The sequence below is a fragment of the Gemella sp. oral taxon 928 genome (genome assembly GCF_001553915.1).
Classification (GTDB): Bacteria; Bacillota; Bacilli; order Staphylococcales; family Gemellaceae; genus Gemella; species Gemella massiliensis.
The window spans coordinates 462,595-482,990 of the sequence record NZ_CP014233.1 but is presented as its reverse complement, the minus strand read 5'-3'; the positions used below and the strand labels follow the sequence as shown (position 1 = coordinate 482,990).

At 30.5% G+C, this 20,396-nt stretch carries 18 protein-coding genes; 10 read left to right on the top strand and 8 right to left on the bottom strand.

Annotated elements, in window-relative coordinates:
* The first annotated feature begins 197 nt into the window (after positions 1-197).
* The 3 genes from AXE85_RS02140 to AXE85_RS02130 all read left to right on the top strand — a co-directional run bounded on the left by AXE85_RS02140 (position 198) and on the right by AXE85_RS02130 (position 2,191).
* Positions 198-638 (top strand): DUF1307 domain-containing protein, encoded by a 441-nt coding sequence (locus AXE85_RS02140; RefSeq protein WP_062172923.1) that lies wholly within the window; start codon positions 198-200, stop codon positions 636-638.
* A gap of 338 nt (positions 639-976) precedes the next feature.
* Positions 977-1,531 carry a peptide deformylase gene (gene def / locus AXE85_RS02135; protein WP_062172921.1) on the top strand — a complete coding sequence of 185 codons (555 nt, stop codon included), beginning with the start codon at positions 977-979 and terminating at the stop codon, positions 1,529-1,531.
* 216 nt (positions 1,532-1,747) lie between these two features.
* Positions 1,748-2,191 carry a YehR family lipoprotein gene (locus AXE85_RS02130; RefSeq protein WP_062172919.1) on the top strand — a complete coding sequence of 148 codons (444 nt, stop codon included), beginning with the start codon at positions 1,748-1,750 and terminating at the stop codon, positions 2,189-2,191.
* Positions 2,192-2,254: 63 nt separating this feature from the next.
* On the opposite strand, the gene prfB is transcribed toward AXE85_RS02130, so the two are convergent.
* Positions 2,255-3,364, bottom strand: coding sequence for a peptide chain release factor 2 (prfB, locus tag AXE85_RS02125; protein ID WP_062172917.1), 1,110 nt, complete (start codon positions 3,362-3,364; stop codon positions 2,255-2,257).
* Between the two features lie 403 nt (positions 3,365-3,767).
* Between prfB and AXE85_RS02120 the strand changes: the two genes are divergently transcribed.
* Complete coding sequence (locus AXE85_RS02120) at positions 3,768-5,459, top strand: M3 family oligoendopeptidase (protein ID WP_062172916.1); 1,692 nt, start codon at positions 3,768-3,770, stop codon at positions 5,457-5,459.
* A gap of 206 nt (positions 5,460-5,665) precedes the next feature.
* A complete protein-coding gene (locus AXE85_RS02115) occupies positions 5,666-6,403 on the top strand; it encodes an HAD family hydrolase (RefSeq protein WP_062172913.1) in 738 nt (245 codons plus the stop codon).
* Between the two features lie 244 nt (positions 6,404-6,647).
* Here AXE85_RS02115 and AXE85_RS02110 read toward each other — a convergent pair whose 3' ends face one another.
* The 4 genes from AXE85_RS02110 to AXE85_RS02095 all read right to left on the bottom strand — a co-directional run bounded on the left by AXE85_RS02110 (position 6,648) and on the right by AXE85_RS02095 (position 10,239).
* Positions 6,648-6,944 (bottom strand): PrsW family glutamic-type intramembrane protease, encoded by a 297-nt coding sequence (locus tag AXE85_RS02110; RefSeq protein ID WP_062172912.1) that lies wholly within the window; start codon positions 6,942-6,944, stop codon positions 6,648-6,650.
* A gap of 259 nt (positions 6,945-7,203) precedes the next feature.
* On the bottom strand, positions 7,204-8,097 hold the full coding sequence (locus AXE85_RS02105; protein ID WP_062172909.1) for a hypothetical protein: 894 nt from the start codon (positions 8,095-8,097) through the stop codon (positions 7,204-7,206).
* A 172-nt stretch (positions 8,098-8,269) separates the two neighbouring features.
* Positions 8,270-9,097, bottom strand: a complete 828-nt coding sequence (locus tag AXE85_RS02100) for a hypothetical protein (RefSeq protein WP_072520128.1) — start codon at positions 9,095-9,097, stop codon at positions 8,270-8,272.
* A 209-nt stretch (positions 9,098-9,306) separates the two neighbouring features.
* Positions 9,307-10,239 (bottom strand): helix-turn-helix transcriptional regulator, encoded by a 933-nt coding sequence (locus tag AXE85_RS02095; protein ID WP_197415959.1) that lies wholly within the window; start codon positions 10,237-10,239, stop codon positions 9,307-9,309.
* Between the two features lie 470 nt (positions 10,240-10,709).
* Here AXE85_RS02095 and efeO point away from each other — a divergent pair, with 470 nt between their 5' ends.
* Genes efeO through AXE85_RS02070 form a run of 5 tightly spaced genes read left to right on the top strand, consistent with a single transcriptional unit; the run spans position 10,710 to position 15,432 of the window.
* Complete coding sequence (efeO, locus tag AXE85_RS02090; protein WP_062172907.1) at positions 10,710-11,591, top strand: iron uptake system protein EfeO; 882 nt, start codon at positions 10,710-10,712, stop codon at positions 11,589-11,591.
* Position 11,592: 1 nt separating this feature from the next.
* Positions 11,593-12,828 (top strand): iron uptake transporter deferrochelatase/peroxidase subunit, encoded by a 1,236-nt coding sequence (gene efeB, locus AXE85_RS02085; RefSeq protein WP_062172905.1) that lies wholly within the window; start codon positions 11,593-11,595, stop codon positions 12,826-12,828.
* The gene (locus AXE85_RS02080; protein WP_231723796.1) at positions 12,797-14,509 is read left to right on the top strand and encodes an FTR1 family iron permease; all 1,713 of its coding nucleotides are present in this window, start codon (positions 12,797-12,799) and stop codon (positions 14,507-14,509) included. The genes efeB and AXE85_RS02080 overlap by 32 nt, the downstream gene beginning before the upstream one ends.
* 9 nt (positions 14,510-14,518) lie before the next feature.
* Positions 14,519-15,226, top strand: coding sequence for a twin-arginine translocase subunit TatC (gene tatC, locus AXE85_RS02075; RefSeq protein WP_062172903.1), 708 nt, complete (start codon positions 14,519-14,521; stop codon positions 15,224-15,226).
* A gap of 5 nt (positions 15,227-15,231) precedes the next feature.
* Positions 15,232-15,432, top strand: coding sequence for a twin-arginine translocase TatA/TatE family subunit (locus AXE85_RS02070; RefSeq protein ID WP_062172901.1), 201 nt, complete (start codon positions 15,232-15,234; stop codon positions 15,430-15,432).
* A gap of 45 nt (positions 15,433-15,477) precedes the next feature.
* Here the strand turns inward: AXE85_RS02070 and AXE85_RS02065 are convergent, their stop codons facing one another.
* From AXE85_RS02065 to AXE85_RS02055, 3 genes are all read right to left on the bottom strand, one after another.
* A complete protein-coding gene (locus AXE85_RS02065) occupies positions 15,478-16,395 on the bottom strand; it encodes a homoserine O-succinyltransferase (RefSeq protein ID WP_062172899.1) in 918 nt (305 codons plus the stop codon).
* A gap of 552 nt (positions 16,396-16,947) precedes the next feature.
* Positions 16,948-18,741: an SHIRT domain-containing protein gene (locus AXE85_RS02060; RefSeq protein ID WP_082729113.1), complete on the bottom strand. Its 1,794-nt coding sequence runs from the start codon at positions 18,739-18,741 to the stop codon at positions 16,948-16,950.
* Positions 18,717-20,174: an Sgo0707 family adhesin gene (locus AXE85_RS02055; RefSeq protein WP_062172895.1), complete on the bottom strand. Its 1,458-nt coding sequence runs from the start codon at positions 20,172-20,174 to the stop codon at positions 18,717-18,719. The genes AXE85_RS02060 and AXE85_RS02055 overlap by 25 nt, the downstream gene beginning before the upstream one ends.
* Positions 20,175-20,396: the final 222 nt, after the last annotated feature.

Genomic DNA, 20,396 nt, shown 5'->3' with positions numbered 1-20,396 from the left:
ACTAAATTCCTTTTTTTGATTTGTAGGTAACTTCATTATACAGGATTTACTCTTCTTTTTTTTATTATATGTCTCACATCTATTGTAACACTACACAAGTTATACTATATTTACTATACTTCATATTGAAAATATAAAAATAACCGTGTATAATTAAATTATCTATAAAACATCACAAAAAAGGAGAAAAAATTTCCATGAAAAAAATATTTAAACTATTGACCGTTTTACTTACAGTTTCGTTGATTTTGACAGCCTGTTCGAAAGAAAAAACTAAAGTATTCACTCAAACTCACGATCAACAAAATAATGAAATAACCATCTATTATAAAGGAGATGTAGTTAATAGAATAGTTAACGTTTCAACAATCAATGAACTTGGAACGGATAAGGATAAAGCCATAAAATCCATAAAAGAATCAATAAAAGAACATTATGGCGATGTCGAAGGTCTAACTTACGAGTTTGAAGAAAAAGATGACAAACTGATAATGAAATCAGTATTGGACTATACTAAAATTGATTATGATAAAGCTAAAACCAAACTTAGATTTAATAACACATCGCTTGATGAAGAACGTAAATTATCAAATGTTGAAAAACGTATAATAGATAATAACGGAAAAGAGAAAAAATAATTATAACCATAAGTCTAAAAAGGGGGGACTCAAAATTATGATTTCGTTAAAAATCAATTTTATAGGGTCGCCCCATATAGTTTATTAATTCGAAAAAACTCTTTAAAGCATATTTTTAAATCAATAAATCATCACGTCTAACTGCTAATAAATTCTATCAGAATTTTCAGCTTTTAAGCCAATTCCTTTATAATACTCTGCCATAAAACCCAAATATACTAAAGATTTATTATTTTCACCTTGGCTAACTTATCTTTTTGACTTTCTTTTCTATTTATGAAATAATAGTATAGAAATTTATATTATTAAACAATACAATATTTAAGGAGAATTTTAATTTGATTACAACTAAAAATATAATTATTGATCCTCATGATACTCTAAGAGCTCGTGCTAAAGAAGTATCCAATCCTATTTCAGATGAGGACAAAGAAATCTTACGAAATTTATTAGATTACGTTATTGCATCTCAAGATGACGAATTAGCAGAAAAATATGGATTAAAACCGGGAATCGGTCTGGCAGCTCCACAAATTAATGTAAGCAAACGAATGATTGCTGTTCACATTCCCAACTATGAAAATCCGGAAGATACAGTTTCATACGCACTTTACAACCCTAAAATAATTTCCAACTCGGTTACGAAATGCTATCTGGCAGGTGGTGAGGGATGTTTATCCGTTGAGGAACAAATTCAAGGATACGTACCACGATATTCAAAAATTAAAGTCGTCGGTTATAATGAAAATAACGAAAAAATTACACTAAATCTGACGGGTTTACCTGCTGTTTGTTTCCAACATGAAATTGATCATCTCAACGGTATTATGTTCTACGATCATATTAATAAGGAAAATCCATTTTCTGTTCCTGAAGATTATGAGAAACTATAATGTTTATCTTAAAATAACTGTAAATATTAATAAAATAACCAATATAAATACTTAGATTTATTATCTATAATATATTTTTTATTAAAAGAGAAATAAATTCTAAATTATATTAATTATTTAATAAGCAACAATATTACAAATCCATAATATTGTTGCTTATTTTTTAAAAATGTGGTATATTTAAAGTATAGATAAATATCAGGAGGATTTACCGTTATGAAAAAATTACTAACTATATTATCAGCTGTTTTACTTATATTCCTTGCGGGATGTTCGGGAAAAGAGCAAAGCAAGACTTTTACAAAGTCTGAAAATGGTGTTACAATGGAATTGACATATTATTATAAAGGCGATAAAGTTACTAAACAAACTGCCAATAATACGATGGAATATTCTAAATTAGGTGTTACTAAAGAAGCACTGAAAGCAACATTAGAACCTATAATGAAAAAATATCAAGGGGTTGAAGGGTTGGAAGAAAGTGTTGATTTTCAAGATGATAAAGCTGTAGAAAAACTAACTATTGATTACACCAAAGCAAAAATCAGTGAACTTAAAGGAATCCCCGGCATAGAACTTGATGCAAAAGACGGTGACTCTGTCAGTTTGAAAAAATCTGAAGAAGCACTAAGTTCACAAGGTTTCAAAGAAAAAAAATAAGATAACAAAATAAGATGATACCGGATTTAATGAAAATCTGATATCATCTTTTTAAATTGGCAACTACTTTCCTTGCATATAATAATGAAGATACGCATCGATAAAATCAATAATCTCACCATCCATTACTTTATCTACGGTTGATACTTCATAATTTGTTCTATGATCTTTTACCATGGTATATGGTGTAAAAACATAAGATCGAATTTGTGAGCCCCAACTAATATCTTTTTGTTCGCCACGAATACTTGCCAACTCTTTTTCTTTTTCTTCCAATTCTAATTTATATAGCTTCGATTTTAAATTTTTCATCGCATATTCTCTGTTTTTTATTTGACTGCGTTCTGCTTGAGATTGAACAACTATTCCTGTAGGTATATGTGTTATTCTTACTGCCGAATCGGTAGTATTAATATGCTGCCCGCCCGCACCTTGTGCTCTATAAGTATCTATTTTTAAATCTTCCGAATTTATTTCTATATCTATCTCATCATCAGAAAATTCCGGTATAACATCTATTGAACAAAACGACGTATGACGTTTACCTGACGGATCAAAAGGAGAAATACGAATTACACGATGAACACCTTTTTCCCCTTTTAATAAACCATATGCAAAATCACCCTCTACTTTTATAGTAGCTGATTTAACTCCTGTAATGTCACCGGTTTGATAATTCAAATAACTATAATTTAAACCCTGCTTAACAAAAAACCTCTCGTACATCCTAAGCATAAGCTCCGCCCAATCTGTAGCGTCTGTCCCGCCGGCTCCTGCATGAATTTCCAATATTGCCGCATTGTTATCATATTCCTCTGAAAATAATAACCTGAAGCTGAAATCATCTACTTTCTTTTTTAAATTTTTTACAGTATCAATCAATTCCGTATAAATTTCTTCATCTTCATCTTCTTTTAAATACTCTATCATTTCACTTGAGTGTTCTGCATAATCAATCATTTCATTAAATTCATCTAATTCTTTTTTTATGTTCTTAGATTCCGTAACCATTTCACCGGCTTTTTCCGCCTCATTCCAAAAGTCAGCTTCCAACATCATATTTTCTATTTCAGCAACACGTTCTTTTTTATCTTCTATATTTAGAGAATTTTTAAATTCTGTAATTTTCTTTTCGATTTCTTCCAGCTCTCTTTTTAATTCAACAAGTTCCAAAATTGTCACCTCTTTTTCCTTTTTTATTATACAAGAATTATCTCCAATATACAAGAGTTCATAACAGTAAATACTTTTATATTAATATTTCACATTGAAATAGATAGTGAATAAAATTTTAATACTTTTTTCACATTGATAAACATACCCTATTATAATAAAATTACCGGGATTATATAGTATAATATTATGAGTTTTGAATAAATTATTTTAGTTTATAATTCACATGGGCAATAAAATAACAAATTTTCTCTATCGTATTATTAATTCTTTTCACCACTATATATTATAATTAATTTTTCTATTTTCAACAGTGAATTTTCTGAAAGTTTATTTTGTATTTTTTCTTTATTCATGGTATGATAGTTGTAATATTTATTTATACGATTAATAGGAGGATAATATGACTTTTGAACAATATCAATACACAAGACCTAATATTGAAGAAACAAAATCTAATATTTTAAAAATTGAACAAGAAATAAAAAATGCTAAAACCGCTAATGAAGTATTGGAAGTATTTACTAAATATAACACTCTGAGAAATTCTCTTGAAACAATGTCCGTTCTAGTTGAAATCAGACATACTATTGATACAACAGAAAAATTTTATGAAAGTGAACGAGAATTTTGGGATGAATTTTCTCCTGAATTAACTGCATTAAAAACAAAGGTTGACACTGCAATTTTCAATTCACCTTTTAAAACCGAGTTAAAAAAAGAAATCGGAGAACACTATTTCAATCTAATTGAAACTAATTTAAAAGTTTTCAACGACGATATAATTGAAGACCTTAAAGAAGAAAATAAACTTGCTTCTGAATACACTAAATTAACTTCAAGTGCAAAAATTCCTTTTGACGGCAAAGAAAGAAACCTTAGCGGTATGGCTAAGTACACTCAACATGAAGATAGAAATGTAAGATTGGAAGCGGGAAGAGCCGTTGCTAAATTTTTCACCGATAATCTTGAACAATATGACAGCATTTACGATCGCATGGTTAAAGTTCGTACTCGAATTGCTAAAAAACTTGGTTTTGAAAACTTTGTTGAAGTTGCATACCTTCGCTTAAACAGAACGGATTATAATGCTAAAGATGTTGCTAATTACAGAAAACAAATTCTTGAAGAAGTTGTTCCTTTAGTCGAGGAATTAAAGAAAGCTCAAGCAAAACGCCTTGGTTTAGAAGCACTTCGTTTCCAAGATGAAGCCGTAAACTTTAAATCCGGCAACCCCACTCCAAAAGGTGACAGAGCCTATCTGGTAGAAAGTGCAAAAACTATGTATAAAGAATTATCACCTGAAACAGATGAATTCTTTAGCTTTATGGTAAATAACAATTTACTTGATCTTGATACAAAACCGGGCAAAACAGGTGGCGGTTATTGTACATTTTTACCCGATTATAAAGCTCCATTTATCTTCGCAAACTTTAATGGGACACCTCATGATGCCGAAGTCCTAACACACGAAGCAGGTCATGCTTTCCAAGTATATCAAAGTAAAAATCATTTACCTGAATATGTCTGGCCTACTTTTGAAGCATGCGAAATTCACTCAATGAGTATGGAATTTCTGACTTGGCCGTGGATGGAACTATTCTTTAAAGAAGAAACTGAAAAATTCAAATACTATCACCTGACAGGCTCTTTAAAATTTTTACCATACGGCGTAACAGTAGATGAATTTCAACATGCTGTATATGAAAATCCGGAAATGTCACCAAAAGAACGTCGTGCAAAATGGATAGAAATTGAAAAAAAATATTTGCCATCACGTGACTACACCGATATACCTGAACTAAACAACGGTATGTTCTTCTATCGTCAACTTCATCTATTCCAAATGCCATTCTATTATATAGATTACACACTAGCACAAGTTTGTGCATTCCAATTTTGGAAAAAAGCACGTGACAATAGAGAAAAAGCGTGGGAAGAATATCTTCACCTATGTCGTTTAGGTGGAACACTTCCTTTCTTAGCATTAGTTAAGGAAGCAAATTTAGAAAATCCATTCCAAGATGGAACTATTTCTCACATTGTACCTGAGATAAAAAAATATATTGATTCTGTTAATGCAGAACAATTTTAATAAAAATAGGGCTGATCCCAAAACTAAAAATTCTAACAAATTTTACTTATTGGTAGTCAGCCACAGCGGTTCATTGATTTAAAAAGTTACTTTAAAAAACTTTTACCCTACATCAATGAACTGTACGGGGCGTCTTAACAAAATCGATTTATAACAAAATCATGATTTTTTAAGTCGCTCCCTACTCTTATAATGGAGGTAATCTTATGAACAAAAAAAAGAAGATTGCAGCGTTCTTTGATATTGACGGAACTCTTTATAGAGATTCGTTAATGACAGAACACTTTAAAAAACTAATAAAGTACGAAGTTGTCGATGAACGTTATTGGATAAACGGAGTAAAAGATACCTATATAAATTGGGATAAACGCTTTGAAGACTATGACAACTATTTATTCGAGGTTTCAGAAGCCTATGTTCAAGCAATAACGGGACTTCATAAAAAATACATTGACTTTGCTACCGAGCAGGTTATGAAATTAAAAGCCGATCGAGTATATAAATTCACGAGAAATATTATTGAACAACACAAAAAAGATGAACACCTTATTATCTTTATTTCAGGTAGCCCTGATTATCTGGTAGAAGCTATGGGCAAAAAACATCATGCGTTTTTTGCAGTAGGTAGTAAATACATAATAAAAGATAATAAATTTACCGGTGAGGTTATCCCTATGTGGGACGCCGACAGTAAAAATGCAATGATAGATAAATTGGTAAAAGAATACAATATTGATTTAGAAAAATCCTTTGCTTATGGCGATACAAACGGCGATTATAATATGCTAAGACGAGTAGGTAATCCTGTAGCTATGAACCCGAGCCGTGAACTTCTCAGTAAAATTAAAGACAACAAAGAACTGTCAAAAAAAGCTACTATTCTGATAGAAAGAAAAGATGTTATCTACAAAACTCATGCTGATATAGAAATTGTGGAGGTATAAGAGGAATTAGGTTTTATAAAACCAATCAAATTTTATTAATAGTTTTAAAATAAATCCCCTTAGAAAATAGCCCTCAAAACACTTGAAACAACTGTGTTTTTGAGGGCTATTAATTTCTTAAGTGATAAACTTATGGTTAGTTTATAATACCTATTTTCTCATGTTTTGTATTTAATCTAGGGTCAAAAAACTGATTAATCTTGATAATTAATTGATTAAGGCTGTACATCATATTTATACCGCGTTATTTCTTTAAGACCGCATTAATAATAACAAATAACTCTATCCATGCCAATATTATTAAAATAACCATTTGTAGTAAATTGTTAATTAGTAAATCCATATCCCACAATGCATGCATCAGTATAATAGATGAAAAGAAGAAAATAAATTGAGATTTCATAAAATGAGATAACTCTAAATTTTTATCTCTTTTAGCTATTATTAATGCACCACCCGCTATAGCTGTCCATGCAAGATGAACACCAATAGATGTAGTAGTACGTAAAATAGTTATATTCATAGGTTGGTATTCTTTCATGAATAAGTCTTTAGAATAAAAAGATTATCTTTAAAGACATATCCAACTCCTACTAAAATAAATATGAGAGAAGCAAAAACAGAGTAGAATGTTTTTTTATCTTCTCTTTTTATGTATATTTTGTTCATATGTAGTATTATTTGAGTTCATCTTTTTTCCGTATGGCTGACAGAAATTAGAAGTAGCACTATTTTCTTTCCCACAATTATCACAAAATTTCATAATACATTATTTCCTTTATATTTCGTATTCTATAATATTAATTTACACTTATAAAGAGATTATCATCGTACACATGTATGACATATCCTCCAAATGCTCCACTTATCCATTGATAATTGAATTCTGCAGTTTTAGTTTCTCCATTTTTCATTTCTATGTAAATAGTAATAGGGTCATCTGGATTCACTTGATGAAGAGAATTGTAATTTGTAGTAATTCTTTTTGCATTTTTATACGAACTTTTAACCGTTGATAACATTTCTGAATCCCCACCTCTTTTTATCCATTCTTGTTGAAGACTTGTTACATTATCAGGAATAGTCATACCCATTGAGTTTTTTCTTTCCATTTTTACAGGTTTATTTTCTGAAGTCGTATTTTGATTTTTAACTGATGTTACCTTTTCGGTATTTTCTTTATTCTCATTTTTATTTGCTTCATCACTCAATTTAGCTTTTAAAGCACTGTGATTAAATTTATATTTATCTAAAATATCATTAATACTGCTGCTATCTTTATTATCTAGTGCTTCAATTTCTTTTAATGCCTTATCGTAATTTGTAATATCCGATTTTAACCACTCTTCTACCTGTGAAAAAGTATCATCCATTTTTAATGTTTCTACTTTTTCCAGTGATTTTTTAGCTCCCTCAATATCCTTGTTATCCAAACTATTATGAGTATTTTTTAATTCTTTCGCTATTTTTATTTCTGTTTTTATATTAGAAAGTGATGATTTGTCTTGCAAACTCTCTAATCCCGCCACACCGGTATCAAAATCGTGTGTAATATTAATAGCATCAATATATTTTTGATGTTCAGCTTTTACATTTTTACTGCTACCGCTACCTAGAAAAAAGTAATATCCCACAAAACAAATTATAACAAATACTATCATTCCTGAAACTATTCCTACTGTTGTTTTTTTCATAAAAACCTCCTTAGTTTAAATATAACTTAATTTACATTGATATAAACATGTAAATTTCATATATTTCTAATGTTTAACTTTCTCATTTTATACTACTCCACCAAGAAAAGAGTAACCTACTTCAAAACAAAATACATCAAATACTATTGCTCTGAAGTCATTACTATATTTTTTATATTTCACTTGAAATATTATTTTCTACAACTTTCTCTTCGTCCCCATAATCTCTCACTACTCCTTGAACTATATCTAAATCTTTTTGTGCTTTTTTCTCTGAATAATCATAAGTAACTTCACTCAATCTTTGTCTTAAATTTTCACCTGATTTACTAAGACTTACATAAGTAATTCCACCTGATATAAATCCACCGACTACAGGAATTGATTTTTGAACTACTTTTCCTAAACCGCCTTTCGTAACTTTTATACCAAAAAATTTGGCTACCGATTTTATTATTGGGTACCATACTGTTTTTGTTACAGCTGTTTTATTCAAGATTTTTACTATTTCTTTAGGTGAATTTTTTGAAAATAATCCTATTGCTGCTGTTGCCGATGAGGAACCTAACATTACTCCAAAATATGCAATAATCGTATTATAGCCATTTTCTTGTAGTACACCACTAGCATCATGTAAATCATTTTCTCCGTAAAGATAAGCTAATTTTTGCGCTAATCTTAAGCTATGAGCTAAATTTTGTAATATATCTGCTGGAATAGTTCCAGCTATTGCATATCCTCCTGGAAGACCGGTTGCAAATGCTGCTGCCGACGAACGATTTGTTTCTGTTTTTATTACTTTTTTTGCTAATCTATCTATATAATATCGTGAAAATAATTCTACATTTCCTGTTTTTATATATTCTTCTATTTTATTAGAACTCTCGTTTTTAAAAGTATCATACAAAAATTCTCTTCTATTAATTTTTACATAAGGTAATGTTAAAGCTTTACTAATATATTCTTCACCTGTTTTAATATATATATTTTTTTCTTCCATTGTTAAATTAATTCTCCTTTTGAATAGTATTTATTTATTTTTATTAATTTTTGATATTATTCTTTCATCTTTTTCCTCCTTTTAATTTAGATATACTATTTATTATTCTCAACATCGACAGACAAAAAATAGCTTTTTTTGCATCTCTTATTCTTAATGGTCTTTTTACAGCTTCATTCATCAAAATTCCTATTATTCTATTCATCCCCCTACACCTCTCTTTCTTCTAATATTTCAACATCTTCACCTTGACTGTTAAGCCACATGTTTATGCCATTGCCGTAGCTTTCTGCTTCAATTATATGTATACCATTTTCTGATTTTAATACTTTAGCTGTCGGTAGTCTGTCTAAGATGGATTCTAATGATTTTCCACTAAATTTGAATTTTACTTTTTTAAGTTTTCCTGTATACATAAATTGAATTCTCTTTCTAAATTCTCCGTCTTCGAATTTATCTCTATACGGAATATAAAAACTTTCATCTGTATATTTGATTTCACTCATTCTATCTATTCTAAAGATAATCGGAATTTTTTCTTCATCTTTTTTATCAAATGCTATTAAATAAAAATAATATTCCGAAAACATTATAGCTACCGGTAACATTTCTTTTTTAGTTTTTTTACCATCCATTCTTGTATAATTAAACTTTATAACTTTACTATCTCTTATTACTACAGATAAGTCATATATCAAATCCAAAAGTTTCTTTCCATGCTGCGGTTGTACATAATGGTATACTTCATTATCTAAAATACTCTTGGCATTCTTTTGTAAAATCTTAGGTAATTGAGCGATTAATTTATCGTATAATAATTTCAATTCGCTATTATTAAATGCTCTACTTCCCAAAATTATTTTTGAAACAGCTAATATTTCTTTTTCGTTCAAGTTTTTGCTGATATCATCTTTTATTTCATATATTTCTTTTGCTCGTGAATAGTTGATACTCACATCGCCGTATCTTTCTTTTTTATCAAAAATATACTGTCGCACTTCCTCAATATCCCGTTGAATAGTTTTTTCACTAACTCTATATTCTTGTGCTAAAGATTTTTTCGTCAACGATTCATTATTTTTTAACCTATCAAAAATATCCAGTACCCTATAACTCTTATGTTGTGATAAATAATCGTTCACTTTCCTACCCCTCTTTCTAAATATACAACTGTATTTTCCACCACTATAATATATATTCAAATATTGATAATGTCAAGCTAAAAATTAAAAAATATTTTTTATTCGTCCTTACTTATTTATTATATATTTTCATATGGACTTTTATTGTCCTTTTGGTAATTTTTTAAAAAAAATGTTATATATGAATTTTTTCTTTCTATGAAATTATCTATTCTAAATTTTTATTTTTTAAATTTATTAAAAACAACTACCTTAATTTTTAAAAATTATCTACTATAAGCTCCTTTGAACTATGAATTATTTATTTTTTAATATAATATAGTTTAAAACTTTTTATCTTTTTTATTAATTTTCTTTCCTCTTGGTAAACTTTTTTATATTTATTGAAAATTACTTTACTTTCTAATTGATAGAGATTATAATTTTCAGTAGATACAAATTTATATAAAATATGAAAGTGAGTAATTATTATGAAAAAATCTAAATTATTTTTAGCTATTATGACCGGTGCTATTGTTATTAGCGGATGTTCTGCCAAGACTGAACAGAAAAAAGAGGAAAATAAAACCGAACAGGTTGATACCTCTAAGAGTACAAAAGAACAGCTAAAACAGGCTACTGATCTTTATAAAAAATATGTTGAAGGTCAAGTGGATAATCTTCTTAAAGATACTGAAAAATTTGCCGAAGCACTTAAAGCCGGCAATTTAGATGAAGCTAAAAAACAATATCCGTTAATTCGTATGGCTTATGAACGTTCTGAGCCTATCGCTGAAAGTTTTGGTGAATTAGACGTTAATATTGACTTCCGTCTTGCTGATTATTTAGAAGAGAATAAAACAGAAGAAGGTTGGAGAGGATTCCACAGAATTGAAAAAATCATGTGGGAAAAAAATACGACTAAAGGTACTGAAGAATATGCTGATCAACTGGTTAAAGATATTAAAGAACTAAAAGCTAAAGTTGCAACCGTTGATGTTACTCCTGATTTAATGGTAACCGGTGCTGTTGACTTACTAAATGAAGTAGCTACACAAAAAATTACCGGTGAAGAGGAAATTTTCTCTCATACCGATCTTTATGACTTTAAAGCTAATATTGAAGGTGCGGAAGAAATTTTTAAAATCTTTAAACCTCTTATTGAGAAAAAAGACAGCAAACTTTCTTCTGACTTAGTTGAGAAATTCAAAGTTATTAATGACTTATTAGATAAATATAAAACTGATGATAAAAATTACAAACTTTACACTGAATTAAGTAAAGAAAATACTAAAGAATTATCAGAAGCTGTTACAAAACTAGGTGAACCACTTTCTCAAATGGGTGTAATTTTAGACGAAGAGGCTAAGTAGTATGGAAGAAAAAGGTAAAAATTGGACAAATAAGAAAATAACACGACGTGATTTTCTTAAAAAAGCAGGTATGACCGGTGCCGGAGCTGTAATCGGTGCTTCAGCACTTGGAGGTTTTTTCGCTAACAAGGCTGAAAACAACCGTGAAATTGCCGACGGTGATGAAAAAATTACCTTTTACGGTAAACATCAAGCCGGTATTACAACAGCGATGCAAAAATGTATATATTTTGTTGTTTTGGATTTATATTCTACAAAACGTGAAGATGTTATTGATATGTTCAAAGAATGGACTAAATACAGTGAAAAACTTATAAATGGTGAACTCGTTGAACCCGCTCTTAAAAACCATTATTTACCGCCAAAAGATACAGGTGAAACGGTAGGGCTTAACCCCTATCGTTTAACTCTTACCTTTGGAATAAGTCCAAGTTTTCTTAAAAAAATGAATCTTGGAAATAAAGGATTAAATGAGTTTAAGGAGCTTCCACCTTTTGCCAGAGAGCAATTAAAAGAACGTTATACCGGTGGTGATATTTGTATTCAAGCGTGTGCCGATGATGAACAAGTAGCTTTTCATGCTGTAAGAAACTTAATAAGAAAAGCACGCTCTACTATCACTATGAGATGGAGCCAATCCGGTTTTGCGGCAATCGGTAATCGTTTAGAAACTCCACGTAATTTATTCGGTTTTAAAGACAGTACAGCCAATGCTACAAAAGAAGAACAATTTAATAATATTGTTTGGTGTGATGGAAACAACTGGCTTAATGGCGGTAGTTATTTAGCTGTTCGCCGTATACAAATGCACCTTGAAACATGGGATAGAACAAACCTAAATGAACAAGAACACACATTCGGTCGCTACAAAGACAGCGGAGCACCGATTGGAGAAACTGATGAATTTGCTACCGTTGATTTCGATAAAAAAGATTCGGACGGTAAGCCGTATATTCCAACCGATTCTCATGTTCATCTGGCACATAAAACAGGTGTCGAAGTATTAAGACGTTCTTACTCTTATTCTGACGGTATTAATGAAACTACCGGTCAATTTGAATCCGGTCTACTCTTTATTTCATTTCAAAAAGATCCTAAGCAGTTTATTACCATACAGAACAGTCTAGGGAACGAGGACAAAATGAATGAATATATTACACATATCGGTAGCGGTCTATTCGCTTGTTTCGGTGGAGTGAAAGAAGGTGAGTATATTGGTCAAAAATTATTTGAGTAAAATAATAATAGCTGTTGCCATTGTACTTAGTGCGATACTTCCTTATAGTTACTACGCTCAGGCAAAAGATAGAACATCTTACAGTCAATTATTTATTAAAATTACCGATGCTACCACAGCTTTAAAAAATAATGATAATGATAAAGCAAAAAAATTGATTGAAGAATTTAAAACAGAGTTTGAATCTACTAAAAATTCAGACTCTGAAGCCGGAAAAAAGGTTAAACAAACAATTAAGACAGATAATATTAATGAAGAACAACTAAGAGAACTTTCTACCGCACTTCTAAACTTTGAAAACGAGCAAAATCCACTGGATGTTGATGCGGAGAAAAAAGCATTTAAAACAAAATTATTTCCGGCTTTTAATAAATTAGAAAAAGCTATCGACACTAAAGATGTTGAAACGATGAAAGCCGAGTATGTGAAATACAATGCCGCTTGGGTTAGAAATGAAGGTATTCTCCGCACGTTAGAACCTGCTTATTACGGAAAAATAGAAACAACTATGTCGTTTTTGCGTAGTTCTATGGAAGTCGAACCTTATGATTACCAAACGACAAAAATGTATCTGACAGATTTAAAAAAATATCTTGATGATTTTTTAGTAGGGAAAAAATTAGAACAAAATAATGATGTGAAAACTCTTGAACAAGGTATTAAACTATTAGAAGAAAGTTATAACTCCTTTGTTAACGGTGATAAAGCCCAAGGTTCTCAAAAAATGAAAAAATTTATTGAAGTTTGGCCTGTTATCGAGGGAGATGTTCGTACTCGTAATGCCTCACTTTATACAAAAGTGGAAAGCGAAACCCCTATTATTATGGTTAAAGGTGATGAGGTTAAATATCAGGAGCAACTGAAAAATTTAATCACCGAACTTTCTAAAATTGACACAAAATCTAATTATAACGCTATCGATTCAATGCTTATTCTGTTACGTGAGGGTGTAGAAGCACTTGTTATCGTCTTATCACTAGCCGGTGCATTAAGAGCGGCTAAACAACGTAAAGGTTTAATCTGGGTTTATGCGGGTGCTATTGTCGGTATTTTAGCCAGTATTCTTGCGGCGGTAATACTAAAATATTCATTCCCTGTTTTGGCGTCCGGAACCAATAGGGAAATTATTGAGGGAGTTGTTGGTATTTTTGCCGTAGTTATGATGATTGGTATCGGTATTTGGCTACATGGTAAATCATCGGTTAAAGCATGGAAAAATTATATGGATAAAAAACTGAATTTGATGCTTTCTACCGGTAGTTTTATTTCAATGTTTACGTTAAGTTTTCTTGCAGTATTTCGTGAAGGAGCGGAAACAATACTATTCTATGCCGAAATTATGCCGCTAATTAGTACCGCCAGCCTGTTGACAGGAATCGGATTAGCCGTCATCGCTTTAATTATTATCGGCTTTGTTATGCTTAAAGCTTCCGACAAACTACCTATTAGCAAAGTATTTCTTGTGCTTTCTTGGTTAATTTACATACTTGGATTTAAAATGTTGGGTGTAAGTGTTCATGCTTTACAAATTACGAATATGGTTTCCAATCATATACTTGAACATATTCCCACTATTGAATGGTTAGGTATTTATCCGAGTACAGAGGTACTTGGTTCACAGATTATTTATATAATTATAGTTGTTGCCAGTATTCTTTATGAAAAATCTAAACATAAATAGGGTATAATTATGAAATATGGTGATAAAGTATCAACCGTCGATCATTTAACGGAACTTAGACGGAGATTGATATTAAGCCTTTTGTTTTTTATCATCTCCTTTCTTGTAAGTTTGGTATGGTCTGCGGATATTTATAAATTTTTAACGAGTAATTTTAAAGATAAGTTGATTGTTTTAGGTCCTAATGATATACTATGGATATATTTAACTTTAGCGGGTATTTGTGCTATTACATTTACGATACCTTTCGCTTGTTATCAAATATGGGCGTTTATCAAACCTGCACTTGAAAGAAGAGAAGCACGCGCATTGCTTGCTTACATTCCGGCGGTCTTCATCTGTTTTACAGTCGGTTTATTGTTTGGTTTTTTCTTGGTAACTCCTGCCATTTTAAACGTACTGCTTTCAATAGGTAATGATTTATTCAATACTCAGCTGACAGCACAAAATTATTTATCTTTTGTTATTAACACAACTATACCAATCGCTATCTTATTCGAGTTTCCGGTTGTTGTTGCGTTTTTAACATCTCTTGGAATTGTTACTCCAAAATTTCTTACAAAAAACAGGCGTTACGCATATTTTATTTTAATCGTTATTGCTGTTGTTATTACACCGGCGGATTTTATAAGTGATATTGTAATGTCTATCCCATTGATACTAATTTATGAAGTAAGTGTTCTGATTAGTAAATATATTTATAAAAAAAGAGGTTAATAACTATGGGTTTTTTGCGTGATATAGGTGCTCCCGGAGTTATTGTGCTTATTATTGCAGCACTAATTATCTTTGGACCGAAACGTCTTCCGGAACTTGGTGAATCAATCGGAAAAATGTTTACATCATTTAAAAAATCAATCTCCGGATTAACTGATGAAAATTCTTCATCAGAAAAAGAAAAAAAAGAACAGGAAAATAAATAAAATTGAGTTTTTGACTCAATTTTATTTATTTTATAACTATTTATACTATTTTTCTAAGTTTTTTAAATCATACGGTGTTAGTTGATATACTTGATTTAGCCAATTATGATAGAATAAATATGCTACACATCGCCACGTGTTTTTAGGTTCTTTTGTATCATCATTTTCCGGGTAATAATTAAATGGAACTTCTATCGGCAGACCACTACTTTTATCTCTTATATATTCATTGTGTAAAGTATCTGCTTCATATTCAATATGGCCCGTTATAAATATTTTTCTTAAATTTTTTGTAGTAATCAACAGCGTTCCGGCTTTGTCTGTTTTTGCTAAGATTTCTAATTCATCAATAGTCAATAATTTATCTTCTTCTATTTTTGTATGTCTTGAATGTGGTGCTAAAAATACGTCTGTAAAGCCACGTGTCAACGCATGGTTTTTAATTAAAACTTCATGTTCAAAAACTCCAAATATTTTTTCTGAAACCTTTTCTTTTTTTACACGATAATGATAGTATAAACTCGCTTGTGCTGCCCAACAAATATTTAATGTTGAAAATATATGGGTTTTACTCCATTTAAAAATCTCTTTAAGTTCTTCCCAATAATCCACTTCTTCAAACTTTAAATGTTCTATCGGTGCTCCCGTTATGATAAGACCGTCATAATACTCATTTTTTATCTCAGAAAATGTTGTATAAAATTTTTCTAAATATGAATTTGCCGTGTTTTTAGCAATGTGAGTTGCTACATGCAAAAATTCCACTTTTATTTGTAGAGGTGAATTTCCTAATAATCTTAGTAATTGTCTTTCTGTTTCTTCTTTTTTTGGCATTAAGTTCAATATTAAAATTTTAAGTGGTCTAATATCTTGATTTTTTGCTCTATTTTCTTCAATTACCACAACATCCTCTTTTAATAAATCATTTTTTACCGGTAAATCATTTTGAATACAAATTGGCATAACTTTTTCTCCTTAACTATTTTTTATACAGATAATTTTTCTATAAAGTGCAACGTAAAAAACTCATCTCTATTGCATTTTACTACAATAGGGACGAGTTTATCGTGTTACCACCCTGTTTTATAAATAATCTCACAATTATTTACCTTAATCAGTACATTATAAATACCGTATGCTTTAACGTGCATTAACGTAACCACCTATTAGATAATTATAGCTCCAAGACCATTTTCAATTAACTGATATTTTGTTTTCTTTCACCGAACAAAAACTCTCTTTATTTATACCGAGATAATTTACTTATCTTTTCAACACTAATTCTTATTAAATTATCTATAGTATAATTAATACTCCAACTTTTGTCAAGAAATTATACAGCTATATCATATGAATTATCCTTAATATTTTTTATAGTTTATTGTTAATATTCTAAATATAATCAAGGTTACAAAACATTAAAAGAGTGATGAATTTTTCCATCACTCTTTCTTTTCCTGATTTTTTAATCAGTTTTGTTTAATAGCCCAAAACGTTTATTACTTTTGTTTATTTCTATTCTTCATCTTTTCTTTTTCTTCTTAATGCTAATCCAAGTCCTGCCAATAATGTTGCCACTCCTGCATATATTCCATTTGTTGCCTCATTACCTGTTTTTGGTAATGGTGTTTTTGGTGTTGTCGGTGGTACCGGATTAGTTGTCGGATTGGTGTCTATGTCTAATACTCCGTCTGATGTACGGGCTATATTTTTAATCTCTTTGCCATATGTTTCTTCATTGACTTTTACTTTAAATGTTACTGTCCATGTTTCACCTTTGGCTACTCTCTTAGTCCATACTACTTCTCCGTTTGTGTATTTTCCATTGTTATCTGCTGAATTTTCTACATATGTTGTGTATTCAGGGATTTTATCTTTAATTGTTACATCTCGGTCTTCTCCCGTTGTATTTGTGTAACTTACTGTATATGTTAAGATATCTCCAGGTTTTACCGCTTTTCCGTTTATTGTTGTTCCTTTATTATCTACAACATCTTTTATCGGCTTTTTCGGTGTCGGGTTATTTGTTGGGTTGGTATCTATATCCAATACTCCGTCTGATGTACGGGCTATATTTTTAATTTCTTTACCATCTACGTCATTGTTTACTTTTACTTTAAATGTTACTTTCCATGTTTCGCCTTTAGCTACTTTTTTACTCCATGTTACTTCACCATTAGCGAATTTTCCGTTGTTATCCGCTGAGTTTTGTATATATGTTGTGTATGCCGGGATTTTATCTTTAATTGTTACTTCTCTATCTTGGTCTGTTGTATTTTTGTATTCAACAGTGTATGTTAGAGTTTCTCCAGGTTTTACTACTTTTCCGTTTATTGTTGTCCCTTTATTGTCTACAACATCTTTTACTGGTTTTTTCGGTGTCGGGTTATTTGTCGGATTGGTGTCTATATCTATTACTCCGTCAGCTACTCTAGCTTTGTTTATTACCTCAACTCCATTGGCATCGTCATTTACTTTTACTTTAAATGTTACTTTCCAACTATCTCCCTTAACTACTTTTTTACTCCATGTTACTTGTCCATCTGCGAATTTACCACCGTTATCCGCTGAGTTTTCTACATATGTCGTGTATGCCGGGATTTTATCTTTAATTGTTACTTCTCTATCTTGGTCTGTTGTATTTTTATATTCAACAGTGTATGTTAGAGTTTCTCCAGGTTTTACTACTTTTCCGTTTATTGTTGTCCCTTTATTATCTACAACATCTTTTACTGGTTTTTTCGGTGTTGGATTATTTGTTGGGTTGGTGTCTATATCCAATACTCCATCGGCTACTCTAGCTTTGTTTATTACCTCAACTCCATTGGCATCATCGTTTACTTTTACTTTAAATGTTACTTTCCAACTATCTCCCTTAGCTACTTTTTTACTCCACGTTACTTCACCATTAGCGAATTTACCACCGTTATCCGCTGAGTTTTCTACATATGTCGTATACGCAGGGATTTTGTCTTTAATTGTTACTTCTCTATCTTGGTCTGTTGTGTTTTTATATTCAACAGTGTATGTTAGAGTTTCTCTAGGTTTTACCGCTTTACCATTAATTGTTGTTCTACTTTCGTTTACAACATCTTTTACTGGTTTGGTAAATTCTTCAAGTACCCACTTACCTATAAAGTGAACATCTTGACCATCTATAGTTTGTGTCTCTTTATCATACCCTTTAAATACCCAGTTACCTTCTTTTACAGTAACTTTAGTTTTTGTAGGTTGATCCGGATGCACTACCGTACCGTTTGGAATTCTTTCAACGGTTTTTGGTGTCAAATCCTTAACAGATTGTGGCAATTCTTTGCCCGGAGTTCCACTAATAAACTCATGAGTTTTTTATAAAGTAAGGTTGTTCTTACTTTATTAGATGGTGTTAGTGTGTTATCAGCTTTTAAAGTTACTATATTATCTATAATTCCTGAAGTTTTTCCTTCTACTTTTTTATTGGTTTCCATATTATAAGTAACAGTAATTTCTTTTCCTGCACTTTCACGTTGCAAATATTCATCTCCCATATTGACAATAACCGTTTGTCCATATGTTGTAATAGTATAATCCTTATTTTCCGTTAATGTTTTTCCATCTACATCTACTTTTAAACTCTTGAAGTCTAAACGGTCATCAAAATTATCTATTAAATTTAAATTACTTAACGGTCCTATAATATCTTTTCCCGGAGTTGGAACTTTAAATGTCCCTGTGTAAACAATTTTTTCGCCGGCTTTAGCCAATACTTGCGGTTTATCGACAGTTTTTTTAGGTGCCGGAATTTTACCTTCTACAAAAAGTCCAAAGACTGTTGAGCAGTTTATCGTTGTATGATATCCAAAGTTTAATTTATTATCAACAGAACGTACGGCTAATCCCGATACATTATTTTCTTGGTCATCACCTTCTGTTGTGGTGGTTGCCTTCCAGTAAGTTGAATCACCTTCTGTTACTTGATTTAATTTATTTCTATTATTTATAACTCTTTTGTCAACACTTGTACTATAATTTTTAATATAAAAAGTTTCTCTAAGAGAACCATCAACAACATCAATATCAGCCGGACGCATAACTAATTTTAAATCTGTTTTTGAACCATCTGAATATCTTAATTCAGCTGTTATGTCTGCATCATTCCAAAAAGCCCCTTTTATAAGATTAGTAGGGTTTTCATCTTTATATGGATCATATTTTTTCTCACTATAAATAAGGTTTCCTATTTCAAAATTTCCACCTTCACCCCAAAAGCTTGAAAGTTGGAAAAATGGAACAGCAGTTTTACCTTCTTTTTCAAGAGCATTTTTAGCTACTTCATTATTTAAATAATGAAGAGTAACCTTATTAAATTTTAAATATGCATCAACTTTTTTACCGTAAACTTCACCTACATTTGAAAATTTCAACTCCAAAGGTTTATAAAAAACCTGATTCCCTTTATTATTTTTATCAACTTTAAGGGAAAAATTTTGCAATGGTCCGGAAAGCTGTTTTAAATTTCCTTCATACCATGGATTATTTAATGTCGTTTCTTCGACTGCATCAGATTTTGATACTACGGTGGCATTATTTATATTTAAATTAAATTTATATGTATTGATTTTTGCCAAATCCGTATCATCTTTTACTTCATTTACCGAAGCCGCAGCTTTTTTAGCTGGAAAAAGCGATAAAATTACCATAATTGATAAAATTATTACAAACAGTTTTTTTAGTTTAGACAACCTAAATTTTGCCTTTATCATAAATATTCTTCCTCCTTAATTTATTAAATATTTTTCCTTTCTGTGTATTTTTTAGTAGGAATTAATTTACACATGAATTTTATTATGTTATACTATATCATATAGTAAGGATATTGGTTTATATGATTGATATTTATGACTTTTCTGTCATCAGTGTTTTATAATATTATGTGTTATTTTAAGTGTAAATTAAATCCTGATTTTTTTACACTATATACTATG